Source organism: Pseudomonas sp. V98_8 (assembly GCF_029967975.1).
GTDB lineage: Bacteria > Pseudomonadota > Gammaproteobacteria > Pseudomonadales > Pseudomonadaceae > Aquipseudomonas > Aquipseudomonas umsongensis.
On the sequence record NZ_JASCAE010000034.1, the window covers coordinates 1 to 16,296 of the forward strand.

A 16,296-nucleotide genomic window follows, 5' to 3' on the forward strand; every position below is an offset into this window, starting at 1 on the left:
TTACCCACTGCGCAGAACCTCCACTCGGCCTCTCGATGGGGCAAGAAAATCAAAATCAAAAGCAAAAGCAAAAGCAAAAGCAAAAGCCAAAGCCAAAGCAAAAGCAAAAGCAAAAGCGAGGCGGCCTTAAAGTCGACCTGATTGCAGCCCTGTCCGCGATCCCCTGTAGGAGCGAGGTTCACCCGTCAAAGTCAGGTCGGCTTTAAGGTCGCCTCGCTTTGCTGTTGATCGCGGGCGACCCACGGAGCAATGCCTTCGTTCTGGCATGCCGAGCCCAAGCGAGGCACCGAGTGGTGGAGGAGATTTACCAGAGCGCCAGGGTATAGCTGAGGATCAGTCGGTTCTCATCCAGGTCACTGCCGAAATGGGTCGAGCGCACCGTCGCGTTGCGCCACTTCACGCCGACATTTTTCAGCGGCCCGCTCTGTACGACATAACCAATGTCGGTATCCCGTTCCCACTCCTTGCCTTCCGGGCGGTTTGCGCCCAGGTCGATGTTGTCACCCGTGAGGTAGCGGGTCATGAAAGTCAGGCCCGGTAAGCCAATGGCCGCAAAGTTGTAGTCGTAACGCGCCTGCCAGGACTGTTCGTCCTTGCTGGCAAAGTCCCCGATCTGCACGAAGTTCACCAGGAAAGCGTCGGTGCCGTTGACGTAGGCGTAGCCGGTATCGCCGCTCATGCCTTGATAACCGAGGCCCAACGCATGCCCACCAAGGTTGTAGGTAAACATCGCGCCAATGGCGTTGTTATCGACATTGCTACCCCCATCGTCCGTTGAACGGGCGAAGCGCAGATCCGTCTTCAACGACTGGCCGGTCGTCACTGGCAACACGTAGGTCAGGTTGACCAGGTGCTGGCTGTAGAAGTTGTCGAGGTGACCGTAGCTATAGCCGGTGGCGAGGTTGCTGGTCCATTTGTAGTTCAGGCTGGCGAAATCGAAGCGGTCGCTGTCGATGTGACGTGTGGTGATGCCCTTGGCGCCCGTTCGGGTGATGCCCATGTCCTCGTAGTCCGAGGAGTCGCGCTGATTGACCTGCGTCAGGCGCCCGGCATCCACGGTCAGGCCTTCGAGTTCCAGCGACGTCAACTGACCGCCCTTGAAGGTTTGCGGCAACAACCGTGAATCGTTAGCCAGTACCGTCGGCAGCTTCGGCAGCAACGTGCCGAGTTTCAGCGTGCTTTTGGAGGCACGCACTTTGGCGGTCAGGCCCAGTTCGCCGTACTCGTCCTGCGCACCCTTGCTCGTGTCGCGATGGCGTTTGAGCAGGCCGGAACCTGCGCGATCAGGGCTTGAGTCGAGCTTGACGCCGACCAGTCCGATGGCATCGAAACCGACACCGATCAACCCTTCGGTGAAGCCCGATTCATAGCGCAGCAGGAAGCCTTGGGCCCATTCCTCTTGTTTGGATTGGGCGGCGTTGGCCTGACGATAATCTCGGTTGAAGTAAAAATTGCGCAGCTCCAGGCTGGCCTTACTGTCTTTGATGAAGTCCGCGTGGGCCTGGGTGGCAAGGCTGGTGCCTGCGAGGAATAGACTGAAAAGGGTAGGTTTCATGTTTGTCTCTTGTTGTTATGGGCAAGCCGATCCCGCACTGGCCGTGGCCGGTGGAGGGAAGGCTGGTTGACGGTGCCCTGGCCGGCGGCGCAGGGCGGGCGTAAAAAAGCGCGAAGCCAAGGGGCGCCTCGCGCTCGGGGTATTGGCCCCGCAAACACTGCAGCGTCAGTGACTGCTGGCCATGGCAGCGCCGAGGCCGGTCTGGGCGCGCACGAACTGATCGGCATAGGCCGCGCGTTCACGATCGGCACGCTCGCTGCGGTCCAGCCTGGACACGACCACTATGACCAGGAAGGCCAGCGGCATGGAGAACAATGCCGGCTGGTCGTAGGGGAAGATTGCCTGGGCATGGCCCAGTACACCGACCCACACCGACGGCGAACCGATGACCAACGCCAGGGCGCTGACCAGTCCGGTCAAGCCGCCGTAGAGGGCGCCGCGGGTGGTCAGGCCACCCCAGTACATGGCCATGATCAATACCGGGAAATTTGCCGAGGCGGCGATGCCGAACGTCAGGCCGACCAGGAAGGCGATGTTCTGGCCTTCGAACAGAATGCCCAGGGAGATTGCGACAATGCCCAGGCCGACAGTGGCGATGCGCGACACGCGCATTTCCTGCTTCTCGTCCGCCTTGCCCTTCTTGAATACCGAGGCATACAGGTCGTGGGAGATCGCCGATGCGCCGGCCAGGGCCAGGCCGGCTACCACTGCAAGGATGGTGGCGAAGGCAACGGCGGAAAGGAATCCCAGAAACAGGTTGCCGCCCACCGCTTTGGCCAGGTGCATGGCTACCATGTTGCCGCCGCCGATCATGGCACCGCCGAGCTTACCGTCGACGTAGTACTGCGGGTCTGTGCCGACGATGACGATGGCGGTGTAGCCCAGGATGCAGACCACGAGGAAGAAAAAGCCGATGAACACCGTGGCGAACAGCACCGATTTGCGCGCCTCCTTGGCATTGGGCACGGTGAAGAAACGCATCAGGATGTGCGGCAGGCCGGCGATCCCGAAGACGAGGCCCAGGGACAGTGACACCGCGTTGACCGGATCGGCCAGCAAGGTGCCCGGGCCCATGATCTGCACGCCGCTGGCATGCACCGCTACGGCCTGGGCCGACAGTGTCTCGAAGCTGAAGCCGAAGCGGCTCAGGGCCATCAACATCAGGGTCGTGCCGCCCGCCAGCAGCAGGACCGCCTTGGTGATCTGCACCCAGGTGGTCGCCAGCATGCCGCCGAAGATCACATAGACCAGCATCAGCAGCCCGACCACCACCACCGCCGTGCGATAGTCGAGGCCGAACAGCAGCTTGATCAGTTGGCCGGCACCGACCATCTGCACCACCAGGTAGCAACACACCACCGTCAGCGAGCCGAGGGCGGCGAAGCTGCGCACGCGAGTCTGGTCCAGGCGCAGGGAGACGATGTCGGCGAAGGTGTAGCGGCCCAGGTTGCGCAGGCGCTCGGCCATCAGGAAGGTGACGATGGGCCAGCCGACGAAGAAACCGATGATGTAGATGAAGCCGTCATAGCCCTTGGTGAACACCAGGCTCGAGAGCCCCAGCAACGTGGCGGCAGACATGTAGTCCCCGGCGATCGCCAGGCCATTCTGGAAGCCTGTGATACCGCCTCCGGCACTGTAGAAGTCGGCAGCGGAACGCGTACGGCGGGACGCCCACCAGGTGATCAGCAAAGTGGCGAGGACGAAGACGAAGAACATGCCGATGGCATGCACATTGAGCGGTTGTTTCTCGGCAGTGAGGGGGGCGGCGGTGGCCAGCAGGGGGCTGAAGGCGAGCAGGGCGAGTAGGGGTTTCATGCGCGGGTCTCCTGCAGGATCTGCGCGCTGAGCGCGTCGAAGCGGGTGTTGGCGGTGTGCACATACCAGGCGGTCAACAACCAGGACAGCAGGATAATCGCCACGCCAATCGGCATGCCGAGGCTCAGGTGACTGCCGTCGTACATTGGCAAGTGCAGCCAGGCGGGTGCAAAGGCCACGACCATGATGAAGCTGTAGTAAACCGCCAGGACCACGGCACTCAGGGACCAGGCCAGCAGCGAGCGTTGGCGCGTAAGGCGTTGGAAGTTGGGATTGGCCCTGACCTGGGCGCAGATCTGGACATGGTTCGGATGGTCGGTCGTCATCGTGAGGCTCCGCTTTTTTAATTGTTGTTTGTCGGCCTTTTGAGGGGCGTACGGGTACCCGGGCGACGTTCCGAAACGGAGCGTCACCTGAATGCTGCTGGAGTCGTTGCTGCCCTGGCGATCTTCCGGAGGCGAGGGGATGTTGATGGCGAAATCGGGTGCCAACAGGGGGCCCGCCGCATGAGCCCGCGGTGGGTACGAATGCGACAGATTGCACTGCCGCGCAGTTGCCTTTTTTCGCCTTGAAAACAGGCTTTTGAGCCTGCATTCAGGCCGTCAGCCCTGATTGAACTCTGGGCCTTTCCGCTTGCGAAATGCTGCTGGTAAAACCAGGCTGGATGCGAGTATATGTTGGCTAATTTCCAATAAGAATTGGCAGAAAAGCCTGATGAATATGCAAAATCGCACAACGCAAAACCAGGTGAATTGGGACGATATGCGTTTCTTTCTCGAGGTCGCCCGTGCGCGCACCGCCAGTGGCGCAGCACGCCGCCTGGGGGTGGACTACACCACCGTGTCGCGGCGCATTCGCGCCCTTGAGCAAAGCCTTGGTGCGCTGCTTTTCGAGAAGTCCCGTGCGTCGGGTTTCGTCATGACGGTCGAGGGGCAGCGCCTGATCAGTCACGCCGAATCATTGGAAAGTACATTGCTGGCAGCGTGCGAGCAGGTATCGGGAACCACCGCGGGGCTCGCCGGGCACTTGCGCATCGGTTGTACCGAAGCGTTCGGCTCCTGCTTCATCACCACGCAGATGAGCCATTTCATCATTCACTATCCGCACATCTCGGTGGACATCCTGCCGGTCCCGCACTTCGTCAACCTGTCACGGCGCGAGGCGGACATTGCCATCACCCTGGAGCGTCCTGAACGGGGTCCCTACGTGTGCTCGCGCCTGTGCGACTATCGCTTGCGCCTGTACGCGACACCGCAGTACCTGGCCGATCATCCACCGATTACCAGCAGCGAGGATTTGGCCAGTCACCCGTTCGTGACCTATGTCGAGGACCTGGCCTTCAGCTTCAAGCTGCTCTACCTGAACGACCTGCTGCCCGGCGCGCACAGCCGCCTGCGCAGCACCAGCGTAGTCTCCCAGTACCATGCGGCGCTGGAAGGGCGAGCGCTGGCCATCTTGCCCTGCTTCCTCGCCGGTCCCGATCCACGCTTGTGCGAAGTGTTGCCCCATGAGGTCGAGGTCACTCGCCAGTTCTGGATGTACTACAGCGAGGATTTGCGCAAGCTCAAGCGCATCACTTTGGTCGCCGACTATTTGCGTGCCTGCGCGGAACTCAATCAGCCACTGCTGATGGGCGAGTCCCGTGTGATGGCGTACTTGCCGTCGCCCTGAGTTGAACCACTCATTTGCGGTCACCGAAAAAAATAAAAACAGGTGTCTCCATGCTTCTCGACCATGCGCTGCTGACTGATGTCAGCGGCAAACCGATACGCCAGCAGCACAAAGTTTTTTCAACCGAGTGGGATGAAATCAGCGCCTGGTCGGATCGCGTCTACATGCCCTATCGTGTCACCCCCAAAGGGCAAGCCATCAAGCCTCGCGCCACCATGCATTCATCCAGGATTGGCGAGTTGACGCTGACCCGTTTTGGCTATGGCGTGGCGGTGAGCGTCGATGATTTTTCGCCTGAGGCGGGGAATGCCTTGCTGCTCACCACCATTGGCGGCAATGCCCGGCATTGGACACAACGTTCAGTCACTGAAGATACGGCAGTGGGTGAGTCCTTCATTGCCGATTGCAGTCGTGTCGAATACCGGGTTGACCTGGATCCGGATCACCTGCAACTGAATTTGACCCTGCCTCATGCAGTGTTGGAGCAGATGGCGCAGCAGTGGTTTGGGTTCGTGCCCGACGATCGATTCTGGAGGCATAAGTGCGTCATCGGTGGGGTTGGTTCGAGCTGGCTAAGTCTGCTGGAGTACACGGTTCGCTGTGTTGCCGAAGCTGGCGAACACATGACTGAGGGACGTATGGGGGCTCATCTGCAGCAAGCCCTGTGCGTTCATCTGTTGCGAGAGTGGGCTGGCCGCGCCGCACAAGCCGGACTTGATTTCAGCAGTCCAAAGAACCGGATTGCGCCCCGCTACGTGAGGGCTGCCGAAGAATTCATGAGTGCCAATGCAGCGAGCCTGCCGACGATGGCAGAGGTTGCCAGTGCGGTCGGGACCAGCGTGCGGGCATTGAGCGGGGCCTTCTCGCGCTTTCGCGGTATGACGCCCGGTGCGTTCCTGCGCGAACAGCGGCTACAGGGAGTGCACCGCGATTTATTAGTGGCAGATCCAGCGTCGGGCGCGACAGTTTCTGCCATTGCCTTTCGATGGGGTTATCTGAACCTGGGGGATTTCGCGGGGCTCTATCGCAAGCGTTTCAGTGAACTGCCGTCACAAACCTTGCAGCGCCGGTTGCGCTAGCGGCTTGATGAAAAAAAGGGCACCGAGAGTAACGTCAAAGCCACTCTCGGTGCCCACCAACCCAGCCAATCGCAGCGGGTCAGAACACCCACAGCAACCGTAGGTTAACCCGCTGTTCTTCCTTGAAACCATTGTCGACCGATACGTCCTGGCCGTAATTGAGCAGGGCCTGGAAGGTCGGGGTCATCCAGTAGGATCCTCCGACACGATACTTGCTGGTACCGGGTTCATCGTTCTGGTCCTGGCCATCGATGCGCGTCTCGCCGCCCCAGAGTTGAGACGCGCCGACGTGCACCGACAGCTTGGGTGTCACGGCGTACCTGAGGTAGGTCTGGGCTTGCCATAGCGGCTTCTGGCGCAACGTCAGGCCTTGACTCGTGAGATCGTCATTCTTGCCGAACAGCGTGACGTCGGCGGTGAGGTCCAGGGACAATCTGTCAGTGAGGCCGGTCACATAACCGGTCTGCAACGTCATCTTCCAACGGTTTTCACCGAGGTTGAGTGCATCGTTGCGGTCATAGCTACCGGTCGGCACGAACAGGTAGGGCGCAATGCCCCAGTAGCGGTTCTTCGCCGGATCGTTCACGAGCCACAGGGTCGAGGCCAGAATCAAATCACCCGTGCCACTGGTGTGTCCCAAGGCGTCGTTGTCGCGTGTTCCTTCCAGGCGACCGAAGGGCAACAGGAACTGTGTATTGATCGTGTAGTCCCCCAACTGCTGGTAATTGGCGACGCGCAGTATGCCGATATCCGAGTCGAGTCCCGCTTTGATCGCAGCCTTGTGACCGTCACTGTAGAGCGACCGCCGCTCGGCATGCTGCAGGTAGAGCAAGCCGATATTGCTGCCGGCTGGAAGCGCAGCGGCGTATTCGCCGGCGTCCACATCGATGGCATGGGCGTTGCCGGCCAGGGTGGCTAGCAGCAATGCGGCACCGATCATTGAAGTATCCAATGCGCAAGCTGAGAAACGAGCGCGCGCAGGGGTACGCGTGGAGATCTCCATGAGTCACCTGTTTTTGTTCTTGTAGGTTTTAGAGAGGGGTGAATCAGGAGCCGGCTCAGCGGCTCAGGTTGCGGTAGGCCGCCGTTTCGAAATCCAGATAACCCTGGGTCGATACAGGGTCTACGAATGGCAGTATCTGGGTGGCCCAAAAGCCACCGATGCCATTCTTGCGATCGATCCAATAGAAGAGATTGGCCAATCCAGCCCACGCCAAGGAACCCGCGGGGCGACCGGTGGGAGCGTCTTGTTCGTTGATCATGAAACTCAACGCCCACGACTTTGGCATGCCGGGGAAGAATTCCGCAGTATGGGAAATACTCGGAATCACACAGGGAAGGGCTTTTATCTTCAGGTTGTCGAGGCCGTTTTGCTCGGCGAAACGAATCGTCTCCGGCTTCAGGATCCGTCCGTGATCGCCTTGTCCATCGTTCAGCCAGGCGCGGATGAACAGGCAGTAATCCTTGACTGTCGAAAACAGGCCATGGCCTCCCATATGCACTTCGGGTTCCGGCGGGAGGAGGGAGCCTTCGACCGGGCTCAGCGATCCATCCTCTTCACGCTGGTGCATGCCAGCCCGTCGCTGGAGCATTGACGGGGTCATGGTGAAGGCCGTGTCGGTCATGCCCAGAGGCTCAAAAATACGCTGTTGCATGACTTCACCCAAGCGCTTGCCGGTAATGGCCTCGACCACCAGGCCGGCCCAGTCCATGTTGGAACCGTATTCCCACTGCTCACCCGGCTCGAACAGCAAGGGCGTTTTCAGGGCAGCCAACGATCCGCTGATGATGCTGGGTTGTCGTTGCTCCTGGACCAGCCTGTTGTAGTGTTCGTTGAAGAATTCGTAACCCAGGCCTGCGGTGTGAAGCAGGAGCATTCGGGTGGTGATGTGATTTTTCGCAGGGCGAAGCCGTGGGGTGCCGTCGCTATCAAACCCTTCGAGCACCTTGAGTTCGCCGATCATCGGCAGGTAGTCCCTGGCGGGCGCATCGAGATCCAGTCGGCCTTCCTCGACCAACTGGAGCACGGCGGTGGCGGTTATCGCTTTGGTCGTGGAAAACATCGCGAAAACACTGTCGGTCGTCATTGCCCCTGTTTGACCGAGCGTTCGTTGCCCTGAAGCACCCTCGTAGAGCAAACCGTCTCGCCCGGTGACGGCAGCCACGACGCCTGGGACGCGCTGCTGCCCAACGGTGACGGCATCGAGTATCTGGTCGAATGCTGATGTAGAACCTGGATTCATTATTCTTATTCTCCTTAAACCCAACCCTGGTGCGCTTGGCTAGCGCCGGGAGCGGGATGTGCAGTGACAGGACTGATTGAGCCGACGTGAAGCGATGAACGTCGGGCCAGGGGAGATTAAGAAAATAAAACCGGAGCGTTTGTCGGCTGCCGGCAGAGGGTGTCGGAATCCGGCATTTATCCAATTATCCGCCTCGCCTAAGGGAAACCTTTAGCCGCACGGGAGATTTCCCCCTTTCGGATGCTGTTCATCTTGATACCGGCGCGGCGTCTACTCGCTTACCTTGCGCACACAGGAGGCGTGTCGTCGTAGCGAACTGTTCCACTGAGCTCGCCTTGCGCTTACCCCATAACAATAAGAATGGAGATATCAGGTGAAGCAATCTTGCCGTGGGCTCGGTATTGCCAGTGTGATCGGGGTTGTCTGTTCACCCTTGGCAGCTCATGCCGATGTGATCGATGACAGTCATTTCAAGGTGGATACCCGTAACTTCTACTTGCACCGCAACTACACCAACACCACCGCTCCAGTGTCTGAAGTGCACAGTTGGTCCCAGGGTTTCGATGCGCAATTTACCTCCGGCTATACCGACACGGCCTTGGCCATTGGCCTTGATGTGGATGCGCAATACGCCGTGCGCCTGGATTCCTCGGGCAACGACGGTTCGCTGCCGTACAGTGTGAGCGATCAACAGACGGCCAATGACTACAGTCGCGCCGGTGCGACCTTCAAGATGCGCTACAGCAAGACCGAGTTGAAGGTGGGAGACCTGCGCCCGCAATTGCCGGTGGCGTTCGATGACCCCAGTCGACAACTGGATACCATCTATCAAGGCGCCGTGGTCGAGTCCAAGGAAATTGACGGATTGACCGTAACCGGTGGCCGCTTCTGGTCTGCCGTGACACGGGAGTCTTCCAATCACGAAAAGCTCTACAAGTTTGGCTCCACCGATAATCTCGACAGCGACGGCCTGGATTTCGGCGGCGTCACTTACGACATCAGCAAGACGTTGCAAGCCAGTTACTTCTATGGCGTCCTGCACGATATCTACCAGCAGCACTATTTCGGCCTGATGCACATGGCTGACCTGGGCAATGGCTACAAACTTAAAACCGACTTGCGCTACTTCAATAACAATGAAGACGGCAGTGCCTTGAACGGTGAAATTGACAACCGCTCCTACGGTGCCCTGTTCAGCTTGCTCAAGGGCGCGCACATGTTCGGCCTCAGTTACCAGCGCATGCTCGGTGACAGCGTGTTCCCGACCATGAACGGCTATATCCCGCAACCTTACCTGGTGCACTGGTCGTCCCTGGGTTTTGTCCGCCCCGATGAGAAGTCCTGGGGGGCGCGCTACAGCTATGACTTTGCCGGGATGGGCATGCCAGGGCTGAAGTTCTACACCCGCTACATCAAGGGCACGAACTGGGACCGCGGCGGCAACTTGAGCGACAACCAGGAAAGCGAACGCTACCTGGGGCTCAATTACGTGGTACAGAGCGGGGCGCTGCAAGGCCTTGGACTGGACCTGCGTAACATCGATGTGAAACAGAAGTACGGCTACGACTACAACGAGTTCCGTGTCGCCACGACCTACACGTGGAAGTTCTGGTAAGCGCATTGACTCCATAACAATTCCAACAGGAGCAAACACTAGTGAATATACAGGTCGATAACCCGGTCCTGCAGCGCAAGAAAACCTACGTTTACGAGTGGTACGTGGTGGCCCTGTGCATGATCGCCTACATCTTTTCGTTTGTGGATCGGCAGATCCTGGCGCTGATGATCGAACCGATCAAGGCCGACCTGCAGATCAGCGACACCCAGTTCAGCCTGCTGCACGGGCTGGCTTTTTCGTTGTTCTACGCCTTCATGGGCATGCCCATCGCCTATCTGGCCGACCGCTTCAGCAGGCCGAAGATCATCGCCGTCGGCGTGGTGTTCTGGAGCCTGGCGACCGCAGCCTGCGGCCTGAGCAAGAACTTCCTGCACATGTTCCTCGCGCGCATTGGCGTCGGCGTTGGCGAAGCGGCCCTGTCGCCCTCGGCCTACTCGATGTTCAGCGACATGTTCCCCAAGGAGAAACTCGGCCGCGCCGTGGGCATCTACTCGATCGGTTCGTTCGTCGGTGGCGGCCTGGCCTTCCTGGTGGGCGGCTATGTGATCGCCTTGCTCAAGGACATGAACACCATCGAGGTCGCCTTTCTCGGCGCGATGAAGGCCTGGCAACTGGCGTTCTTCATTGTCGGACTGCCCGGTATCGTGGTGGGTCTGCTGATCTGGCTGACCGTGCGCGACCCGGCGCGCAAAGGCCTGCAGGTCGATGCCCAGGGTCGAGCCAAGAAGGTCGCGATGAGCGATGGCTTGCGCTTTCTGGGTCGTCACCGTGCCACCTTCACCTGCCATTACCTGGGCTTTTCGTTCTACGCCATGGCCCTTTTTTGCATGATGAGTTGGAGTCCGGCGCTGTACATCCGCAAGTTCGGCCTGTCGCCGATGGAGGCCGGCTACATGCTCGGCACCGTGCTGTTGGTGGCCAATACCGCCGGCGTGCTGTTCGGTGGATGGCTCACAGACTACCTGGCCAAGAAGGGGCATCAGGACGCGGCGATGCGCACGGGTGTCATCGGCGCCCTGGGCATGGCGGTGCCGGCCGTGCTGTTCCCGCAAGCCGATCAGCTGTGGCTGTCGGTGACCCTGCTGGTGCCGGCCATGTTCTTCGCCTCGTTCCCGATGCCGGCATCCACGGCAGCGATGCAGATCCTCGCGCCGAACCAGGTGCGTGCGCAGGTCTCGGCGGTGTTCCTGCTGATCAGCAACCTGCTGGGGTTGGGCCTGGGCACCACGCTGGTGGCGCTGTTGACCGACCGCTACTTCGGTTCGCCGGCAGCGGTGGGCTCGTCGATGTCGTTGGTGATCGCCGGTGCGTCGGTGTTGACCGTGCTGTTGCTCTGGCGTGGTTGCCGGCGTTTTCGCGAAAGCTATGCCCGGGAGTATCCGAGCCGCGCTTGATTGGTCATAGTTCATGATCGGTGCCTCGGCCCCGCTGCGTTTGTATGCAGCGGGGCTCAAGCACTTCCAGGCCAGGAGAATCCCCGATGTTGAATGACGTACACCTGCTGGAACGGCATAGCCTGTTCAGCTCGGCCGATTACCGGGAAATCAAGGACAAAGTCAGCCACTACCTGTGTCCGCACAGTTTCAACGTGCTGCGCGACGAGCCGATCCATACCCGGCTCAACGGCGTATTCTTCGGTACTTCGGCGCTGCTCGACCTGCGCTATGGCGCGCCGGTGGAGATCAACATCGGCGACATTGCCGACCAGTACCTGTTTCGCATCACCTTGCAGGGGCATTGCGAAGTGGCCCACGGCCGGCGCAGTGCGGCGATGCAGTCGGGCTGCCTGAGCGTTTCCTCGCCGTTCGCGCAAAGCCGTATCGTCACCGATGGCGAGTGCCGCAACCTGATCCTGCGCGTCGACCGTGACGCCCTGCAGCTGCAACTGCAACGCCTGCTCGGGCGCAGCCTGCGGCAGTCGGTGATCTTCGATGTCAGCGTCGACCCGCTGGGTGCCGGTGTGGTCAGCCTCTATCACACTCTGGACTACATCTGCCGGCTGTACGGCAGCGGCGTGGACGGGTCGCGACTCGCCAGCGGCTTGTCCGACTACCTGATGCAGCTGTTGCTCACCCAGCTGCCACACAACTATTCGGCGGATCTGCTGATCGATTCGCGCGCACCGCTGCCGCACCACGTGAAGAAAGCCCGTGACTACATCGAGGCGCACCTTGGCGAGCCGATCAACCTGGCGACCCTGAGCGAGCTCTGTGGCGTCTCGGCCCGCACCTTGCAGAACGGCTTCAAACAGTTTCTGCAGCAAGCGCCGGTCGAGTACATCCGTGAGCGTCGCCTGGCGGTGATTCACGAATCGCTGCAGCAGGGCAATACCTGCGAAAGCGTCACCGATATCCTGTTGCGCCACGGCATCAACAGCTTCGGGCATTTTTCCAGTGCCTATCGGCAACGCTATGGCTGCCTGCCGTCGGACACCCTGCGCCGACACAGGCATTGAGACTTCTGCGTAATCCGTCAGTCGGCTGCGCAATCGGGACAGTCCGTGGCGGTGCAGACCGATAGCATCGAGTCTCTTACAAGAGGAGCAACTCGATGAATATTACCGTGCTGGGTGGGGGACATGGCTGCTACGCCGCTGCTGTCGAGATGGCTGAAAAGGGCCATCAGGTTCGCTTGTGGCGGCGCGATTCGGCAGCGCTCAAAGAGTTGCTGGCCATCGGCAGCCTGACCATCAAGGACTATCGAGGCCCCCGTCAGCTGTCCGTCGGCAAACCGGGCGACAAACTGTCGTTCACCGACGACCTGGCCGAAGCCCTGGGCGACGCGCAACTGGTGATCATCCCTTTGCCGTCGACCTCCCACGAAGACCTGGCCCGGCACGTGGCGCCGCACCTGCGCGACGGCCAGGTGGTGTTCCTGCCACCGGGCACTTTCGGTAGCTACGTGTTCGCCAAGGCGATGGCCGATGCCGGTAACCACAGCAAAGTCGCCTTCGCCGAAACCGGCACACTGCCGTACCTGGTGCGCAAGCATGGCGCCAGCGACCTGGTGATCAGCTGCTACGCGACCCGCCTGCCGACCGGCGTGTTCCCCAGCAACCTGTCCGAGCACGCCTTCAGGGTATTGCGCGAGGCCTACCCGAGCGTCGAACCGATCGAAGACGCCCTGAGCGGTGCGTTGATGAACGCAGGCCCCATCATCCACCCACCGCTGATCATGATGAACGCAGGTCCCCTGGAGCATTTCGAGGCCTGGGACATTCACAACGAAGGCACCCAACCGTCGATTCGTCGCGTGACCAACCAGCTGGACGCCGAGCGCATGGCCGTGCGTGAAGCACTGACCTACGGTGCACCGCACTTTCCCCTGGCCGACCACTACAACACCAGTGAAGGCGAGGAATGGATGTACGGTCGCGGTGCCCATGGCAAGCTGACCGACAGCGGCGACTGGCGCGAAGACATCGACCTGCAGGCCCATCGCTACATGCTCGAAGACACCCGCCTGGGCCTGTCCTTCCTGGTGTCCGTCGGCCGTTGGGCCGGTGTGCCGACCCCGGTTGCCCAGGGCCTGCTGAGCATCGCTTCGGTCGTTGCCGAACGTGATCTCTACGCTGAAGGCCGCACCCTGGAAAACCTCGGTCTGGCCGGGCTCGACCGCGCACGGATGACTGAACTGCTGACCAAGGGCTTTCAATCATGAGCATTGAATGGCCTCAAGTCAGCGTGGTGGGCGCCGGCCGGATGGGCGAGGGCATTGCCCTGGCCTTCATCCATGCGGGCTTGCCGGTCACCCTTATCGACATCAAGGCGCGCGCCGAGGATGAGCGCGACGACTACTTCGAGCGCGTGCGCAATAACATCCGCGGCGAACTGCAGATGCTGGTTCGCCTCGGCGTGCTCCAGCCGGAACAGGCGGACATCGCGCTATCGCGCTTGACCCTGCAAACCCGGGATCGGGCCTGCGAGGCATTGCGCCAATGCGAGTTGGTGTTCGAAGCCGTGCCGGAAGTCATCGAGGTCAAGCAACAGACGTTCGCCTGGGTCAGCGAACATGTCCCGGCGTCGGCGATCATCGCGTCCACTACCTCGACGTTCCTGGTCACCGAGTTGAGTGAAATGGTCAGCACGCCAGCGCGCTTCGTCAACGCGCACTGGCTCAATCCAGCGCACCTGATGCCGCTGGTGGAAGTCAGCCGCAGCGCCGCAACCTGCCCCCAGGTGGTCGAGCGACTGATGCAACTGCTCAAGCGCATCGGCAAGGTGCCGGTGGTGTGCAATCCGGTGGCGGGCTATATCGTGCCGCGCATCCAGGCACTGGCGATGAACGAAGCCGCACGGATGGTGGAAGAGGGCGTGGCCAGCGCAGAGGATATCGACACCGCCGTTCGCATTGGCTTCGGCTTGCGCTTCTCGGTACTGGGACTGCTCGAGTTCATCGACTGGGGTGGCGGCGACATTCTCTACTACGCCTCGCGTTACCTCAGTGGCGCGCTGGCGCCGCGCTTCGAATCGCCACAGGTGATTGCCGACAACATGCACAACGGCCGCAACGGCCTGCGCGACGGCCAGGGTTTCTACGATTACCGTGAGCTGGACGTGGAGGCCTACAAGCAGCAGCGAATGGGTGCCTTTGTGCAAAAGCTGGCGTCGTCGGGGCTGACGCCAGCGTTCGATGGCGCGTTGGGACAGGCCTGAGCATCAGGGCCCGGTTGCCGGGCCCTGACTACGCGACGTTTGAGTTGATGTCGTTGCCCACGACTTCGACGATGCGTCGGGCAATATGCTCGACGTGGGTCTCCAGGGCGAAGTGGCCGGTATCGAGCAACTCGACCACCGCATTGGGGTTATCGCGCTGATAGGCCTCGGCGCCCGGTGGAATGAAGAAGGGGTCGCCTTTGCCCCAGATCGCCAGCGTTGGCACCTGGGTGTCGCGAAAGAACTGTTGGAACGCCGGATACAACTCGAGGTTGTTCTGATAGTCAAGGAACAGGTCGAGCTGGATGTCCTTGTTGCCGGGCCGCTCCAGCAGCAGCGCGTCCAGATGGTACGCCTCGGGTGCGATCACCTCGGGATGACTCACGCCCTCCACATACTGCCAGCGCGTGCCTTCCAGATGCAGGATGGCATCCTTGATCACCTGGCGGTTGGCGGGCGACGGGTCGGCCCAGTACTGGCGGATCGGCGCCCACGCATCCCCCAGACCTTCGAGATACGCATTGCCGTTTTGCGAAACAATCGCGCTCACCCGATCCGGGTAAGCCAGCGCCAGGCGCAAGCCAGCGGGGGCGCCGTAGTCGAAGACATACATCGCATAACGCTTGAGTTCCAGTACATCGACAAAATGGCGCAGCGTCTCGCCGAGGGCATCGAAGGTGTAGACGTAGTGACGTTCAGCCGCTACTTCTGTGAAGCCGAATCCGGGCAGGTCCGGCGCGATGAGGCGGTATTTGTCCGCCAGCAGCGGTATCAACTCGCGGAACTGGTGCGACGAGCTGGGAAAACCGTGCAGCAGCAACAGTACCGGCGCGTCGACAGCACCGGCTTCGCGATAGAACACCTTGACGCCGTCGGCTTCGACGAATTTGTAGGCAACGTTGGTGTGTCGGGGAGTGGTCATTGTTCTTTGATCCTGTAACTGTATAAAAGTGTTTTACGGGTTACTCAAATCTATTCTGCATGGATTATGTAACTGGTCAAACTATTTTTATGGGTTACAATCTGTCTGGTTATTCCCCGGAGATTTCCATGACTGACGACGTTCCTCCCCTTGAACTGCCTGCGCCGTTGCTACTGGCCGATCACCCGGCACTGGACCTGCTGAACACCCGCATGATGGTCGACGGCCAGCGGCAAGACCTGCTCGGCACCGATGCCGAGGCGGCGGCGTGGCTGCAGCAGATTGGTTTCGGTCCGGCGATAGACGTGGAGGGCGACGACGGGCATTTGCTTGCGCGATTGCGCACGCTACGCGACAGCGTCGAGGGCCTGCTCGCCGCCCGCCGGGAAAATCGCCCGGCGGATCCGGCAGCGTTGAATGCCTTTCTGTTGGCGGCGGTGCCGCAACTGGTGTGGGAGGAGGGCGGCGCGCCGGTACTGGATCGCTTCCGTCAGGGCGATGCCGCCAGCCAATGCCTGAGCCGGCTGGCTTACGCCGCTGCCGAGTTGTTGGCTGAAGGCGATTTCAATCTGGTGCGCAAATGCGAAAACGCGGAATGTTCATTGATGTTCTATGACCGCACCAAGGCGCACAAACGACGCTGGTGCAGCATGGCGCTGTGCGGAAACCGGCATAAGGTCGCCGAGTTCCGCAAGCGACGCCAGGGTGCAACCCAGGGTTAGGGCACCTGGCTGTGGA

The 16,296-nt window shown here is 60.6% G+C and carries 14 protein-coding genes; 8 read left to right on the plus strand and 6 right to left on the minus strand.

Annotated features, from left to right (window positions below; translation table 11 throughout):
• Positions 1 to 304: 304 nt before the first annotated feature.
• The 3 genes from QLG10_RS09460 to QLG10_RS09470 form a co-directional block, all read right to left on the minus strand.
• Positions 305 to 1,555 carry an OprD family porin gene (locus QLG10_RS09460; protein ID WP_188263614.1) on the minus strand — a complete coding sequence of 417 codons (1,251 nt, stop codon included), beginning with the start codon at positions 1,553 to 1,555 and terminating at the stop codon, positions 305 to 307.
• 165 nt (positions 1,556 to 1,720) lie between these two features.
• Positions 1,721 to 3,370, minus strand: a complete 1,650-nt coding sequence (locus QLG10_RS09465) for a cation acetate symporter (RefSeq protein WP_282487100.1) — start codon at positions 3,368 to 3,370, stop codon at positions 1,721 to 1,723.
• Positions 3,367 to 3,696, minus strand: coding sequence for a DUF485 domain-containing protein (locus QLG10_RS09470; protein ID WP_020800907.1), 330 nt, complete (start codon positions 3,694 to 3,696; stop codon positions 3,367 to 3,369). The genes QLG10_RS09465 and QLG10_RS09470 overlap by 4 nt, the downstream gene beginning before the upstream one ends.
• 388 nt (positions 3,697 to 4,084) lie before the next feature.
• On the opposite strand from QLG10_RS09470, the gene QLG10_RS09475 reads away from it, so the two are divergent.
• A complete protein-coding gene (locus tag QLG10_RS09475) occupies positions 4,085 to 5,041 on the plus strand; it encodes a LysR family transcriptional regulator (protein ID WP_282487103.1) in 957 nt (318 codons plus the stop codon).
• Positions 5,042 to 5,091: 50 nt separating this feature from the next.
• Positions 5,092 to 6,120, plus strand: a complete 1,029-nt coding sequence (locus QLG10_RS09480; RefSeq protein ID WP_349016954.1) for an AraC family transcriptional regulator — start codon at positions 5,092 to 5,094, stop codon at positions 6,118 to 6,120.
• Positions 6,121 to 6,199: 79 nt separating this feature from the next.
• Here QLG10_RS09480 and QLG10_RS09485 read toward each other — a convergent pair whose 3' ends face one another.
• Both QLG10_RS09485 and QLG10_RS09490 read right to left on the minus strand, forming a co-directional pair.
• Positions 6,200 to 7,123, minus strand: a complete 924-nt coding sequence (locus QLG10_RS09485; RefSeq protein WP_349016953.1) for a transporter — start codon at positions 7,121 to 7,123, stop codon at positions 6,200 to 6,202.
• 55 nt (positions 7,124 to 7,178) lie between these two features.
• Positions 7,179 to 8,363, minus strand: coding sequence for a serine hydrolase domain-containing protein (locus QLG10_RS09490; protein ID WP_282487109.1), 1,185 nt, complete (start codon positions 8,361 to 8,363; stop codon positions 7,179 to 7,181).
• Between the two features lie 373 nt (positions 8,364 to 8,736).
• Here QLG10_RS09490 and QLG10_RS09495 point away from each other — a divergent pair, with 373 nt between their 5' ends.
• The 5 genes from QLG10_RS09495 to QLG10_RS09515 all read left to right on the plus strand — a co-directional run bounded on the left by QLG10_RS09495 (position 8,737) and on the right by QLG10_RS09515 (position 14,636).
• Positions 8,737 to 9,978, plus strand: a complete 1,242-nt coding sequence (locus tag QLG10_RS09495) for an OprD family outer membrane porin (protein ID WP_282487111.1) — start codon at positions 8,737 to 8,739, stop codon at positions 9,976 to 9,978.
• A 41-nt stretch (positions 9,979 to 10,019) separates the two neighbouring features.
• Complete coding sequence (locus QLG10_RS09500; protein ID WP_110754932.1) at positions 10,020 to 11,375, plus strand: MFS transporter; 1,356 nt, start codon at positions 10,020 to 10,022, stop codon at positions 11,373 to 11,375.
• Between the two features lie 86 nt (positions 11,376 to 11,461).
• Entirely contained in the window at positions 11,462 to 12,436 is a 975-nt protein-coding gene (locus QLG10_RS09505; protein WP_110754931.1) for an AraC family transcriptional regulator, read from the plus strand.
• Positions 12,437 to 12,531: 95 nt separating this feature from the next.
• On the plus strand, positions 12,532 to 13,641 hold the full coding sequence (locus tag QLG10_RS09510) for an NAD/NADP-dependent octopine/nopaline dehydrogenase family protein (RefSeq protein WP_110754930.1): 1,110 nt from the start codon (positions 12,532 to 12,534) through the stop codon (positions 13,639 to 13,641).
• Complete coding sequence (locus tag QLG10_RS09515; protein WP_110754929.1) at positions 13,638 to 14,636, plus strand: 3-hydroxybutyryl-CoA dehydrogenase; 999 nt, start codon at positions 13,638 to 13,640, stop codon at positions 14,634 to 14,636. Before QLG10_RS09510 ends, QLG10_RS09515 begins: the two co-directional genes overlap by 4 nt.
• Before the next feature lie 28 nt (positions 14,637 to 14,664).
• Here QLG10_RS09515 and QLG10_RS09520 read toward each other — a convergent pair whose 3' ends face one another.
• A complete protein-coding gene (locus QLG10_RS09520; protein WP_282487122.1) occupies positions 14,665 to 15,558 on the minus strand; it encodes an alpha/beta hydrolase in 894 nt (297 codons plus the stop codon).
• Positions 15,559 to 15,686: 128 nt separating this feature from the next.
• Here QLG10_RS09520 and QLG10_RS09525 point away from each other — a divergent pair, with 128 nt between their 5' ends.
• On the plus strand, positions 15,687 to 16,280 hold the full coding sequence (locus QLG10_RS09525; RefSeq protein WP_282487124.1) for an ABATE domain-containing protein: 594 nt from the start codon (positions 15,687 to 15,689) through the stop codon (positions 16,278 to 16,280).
• Positions 16,281 to 16,296: the final 16 nt, after the last annotated feature.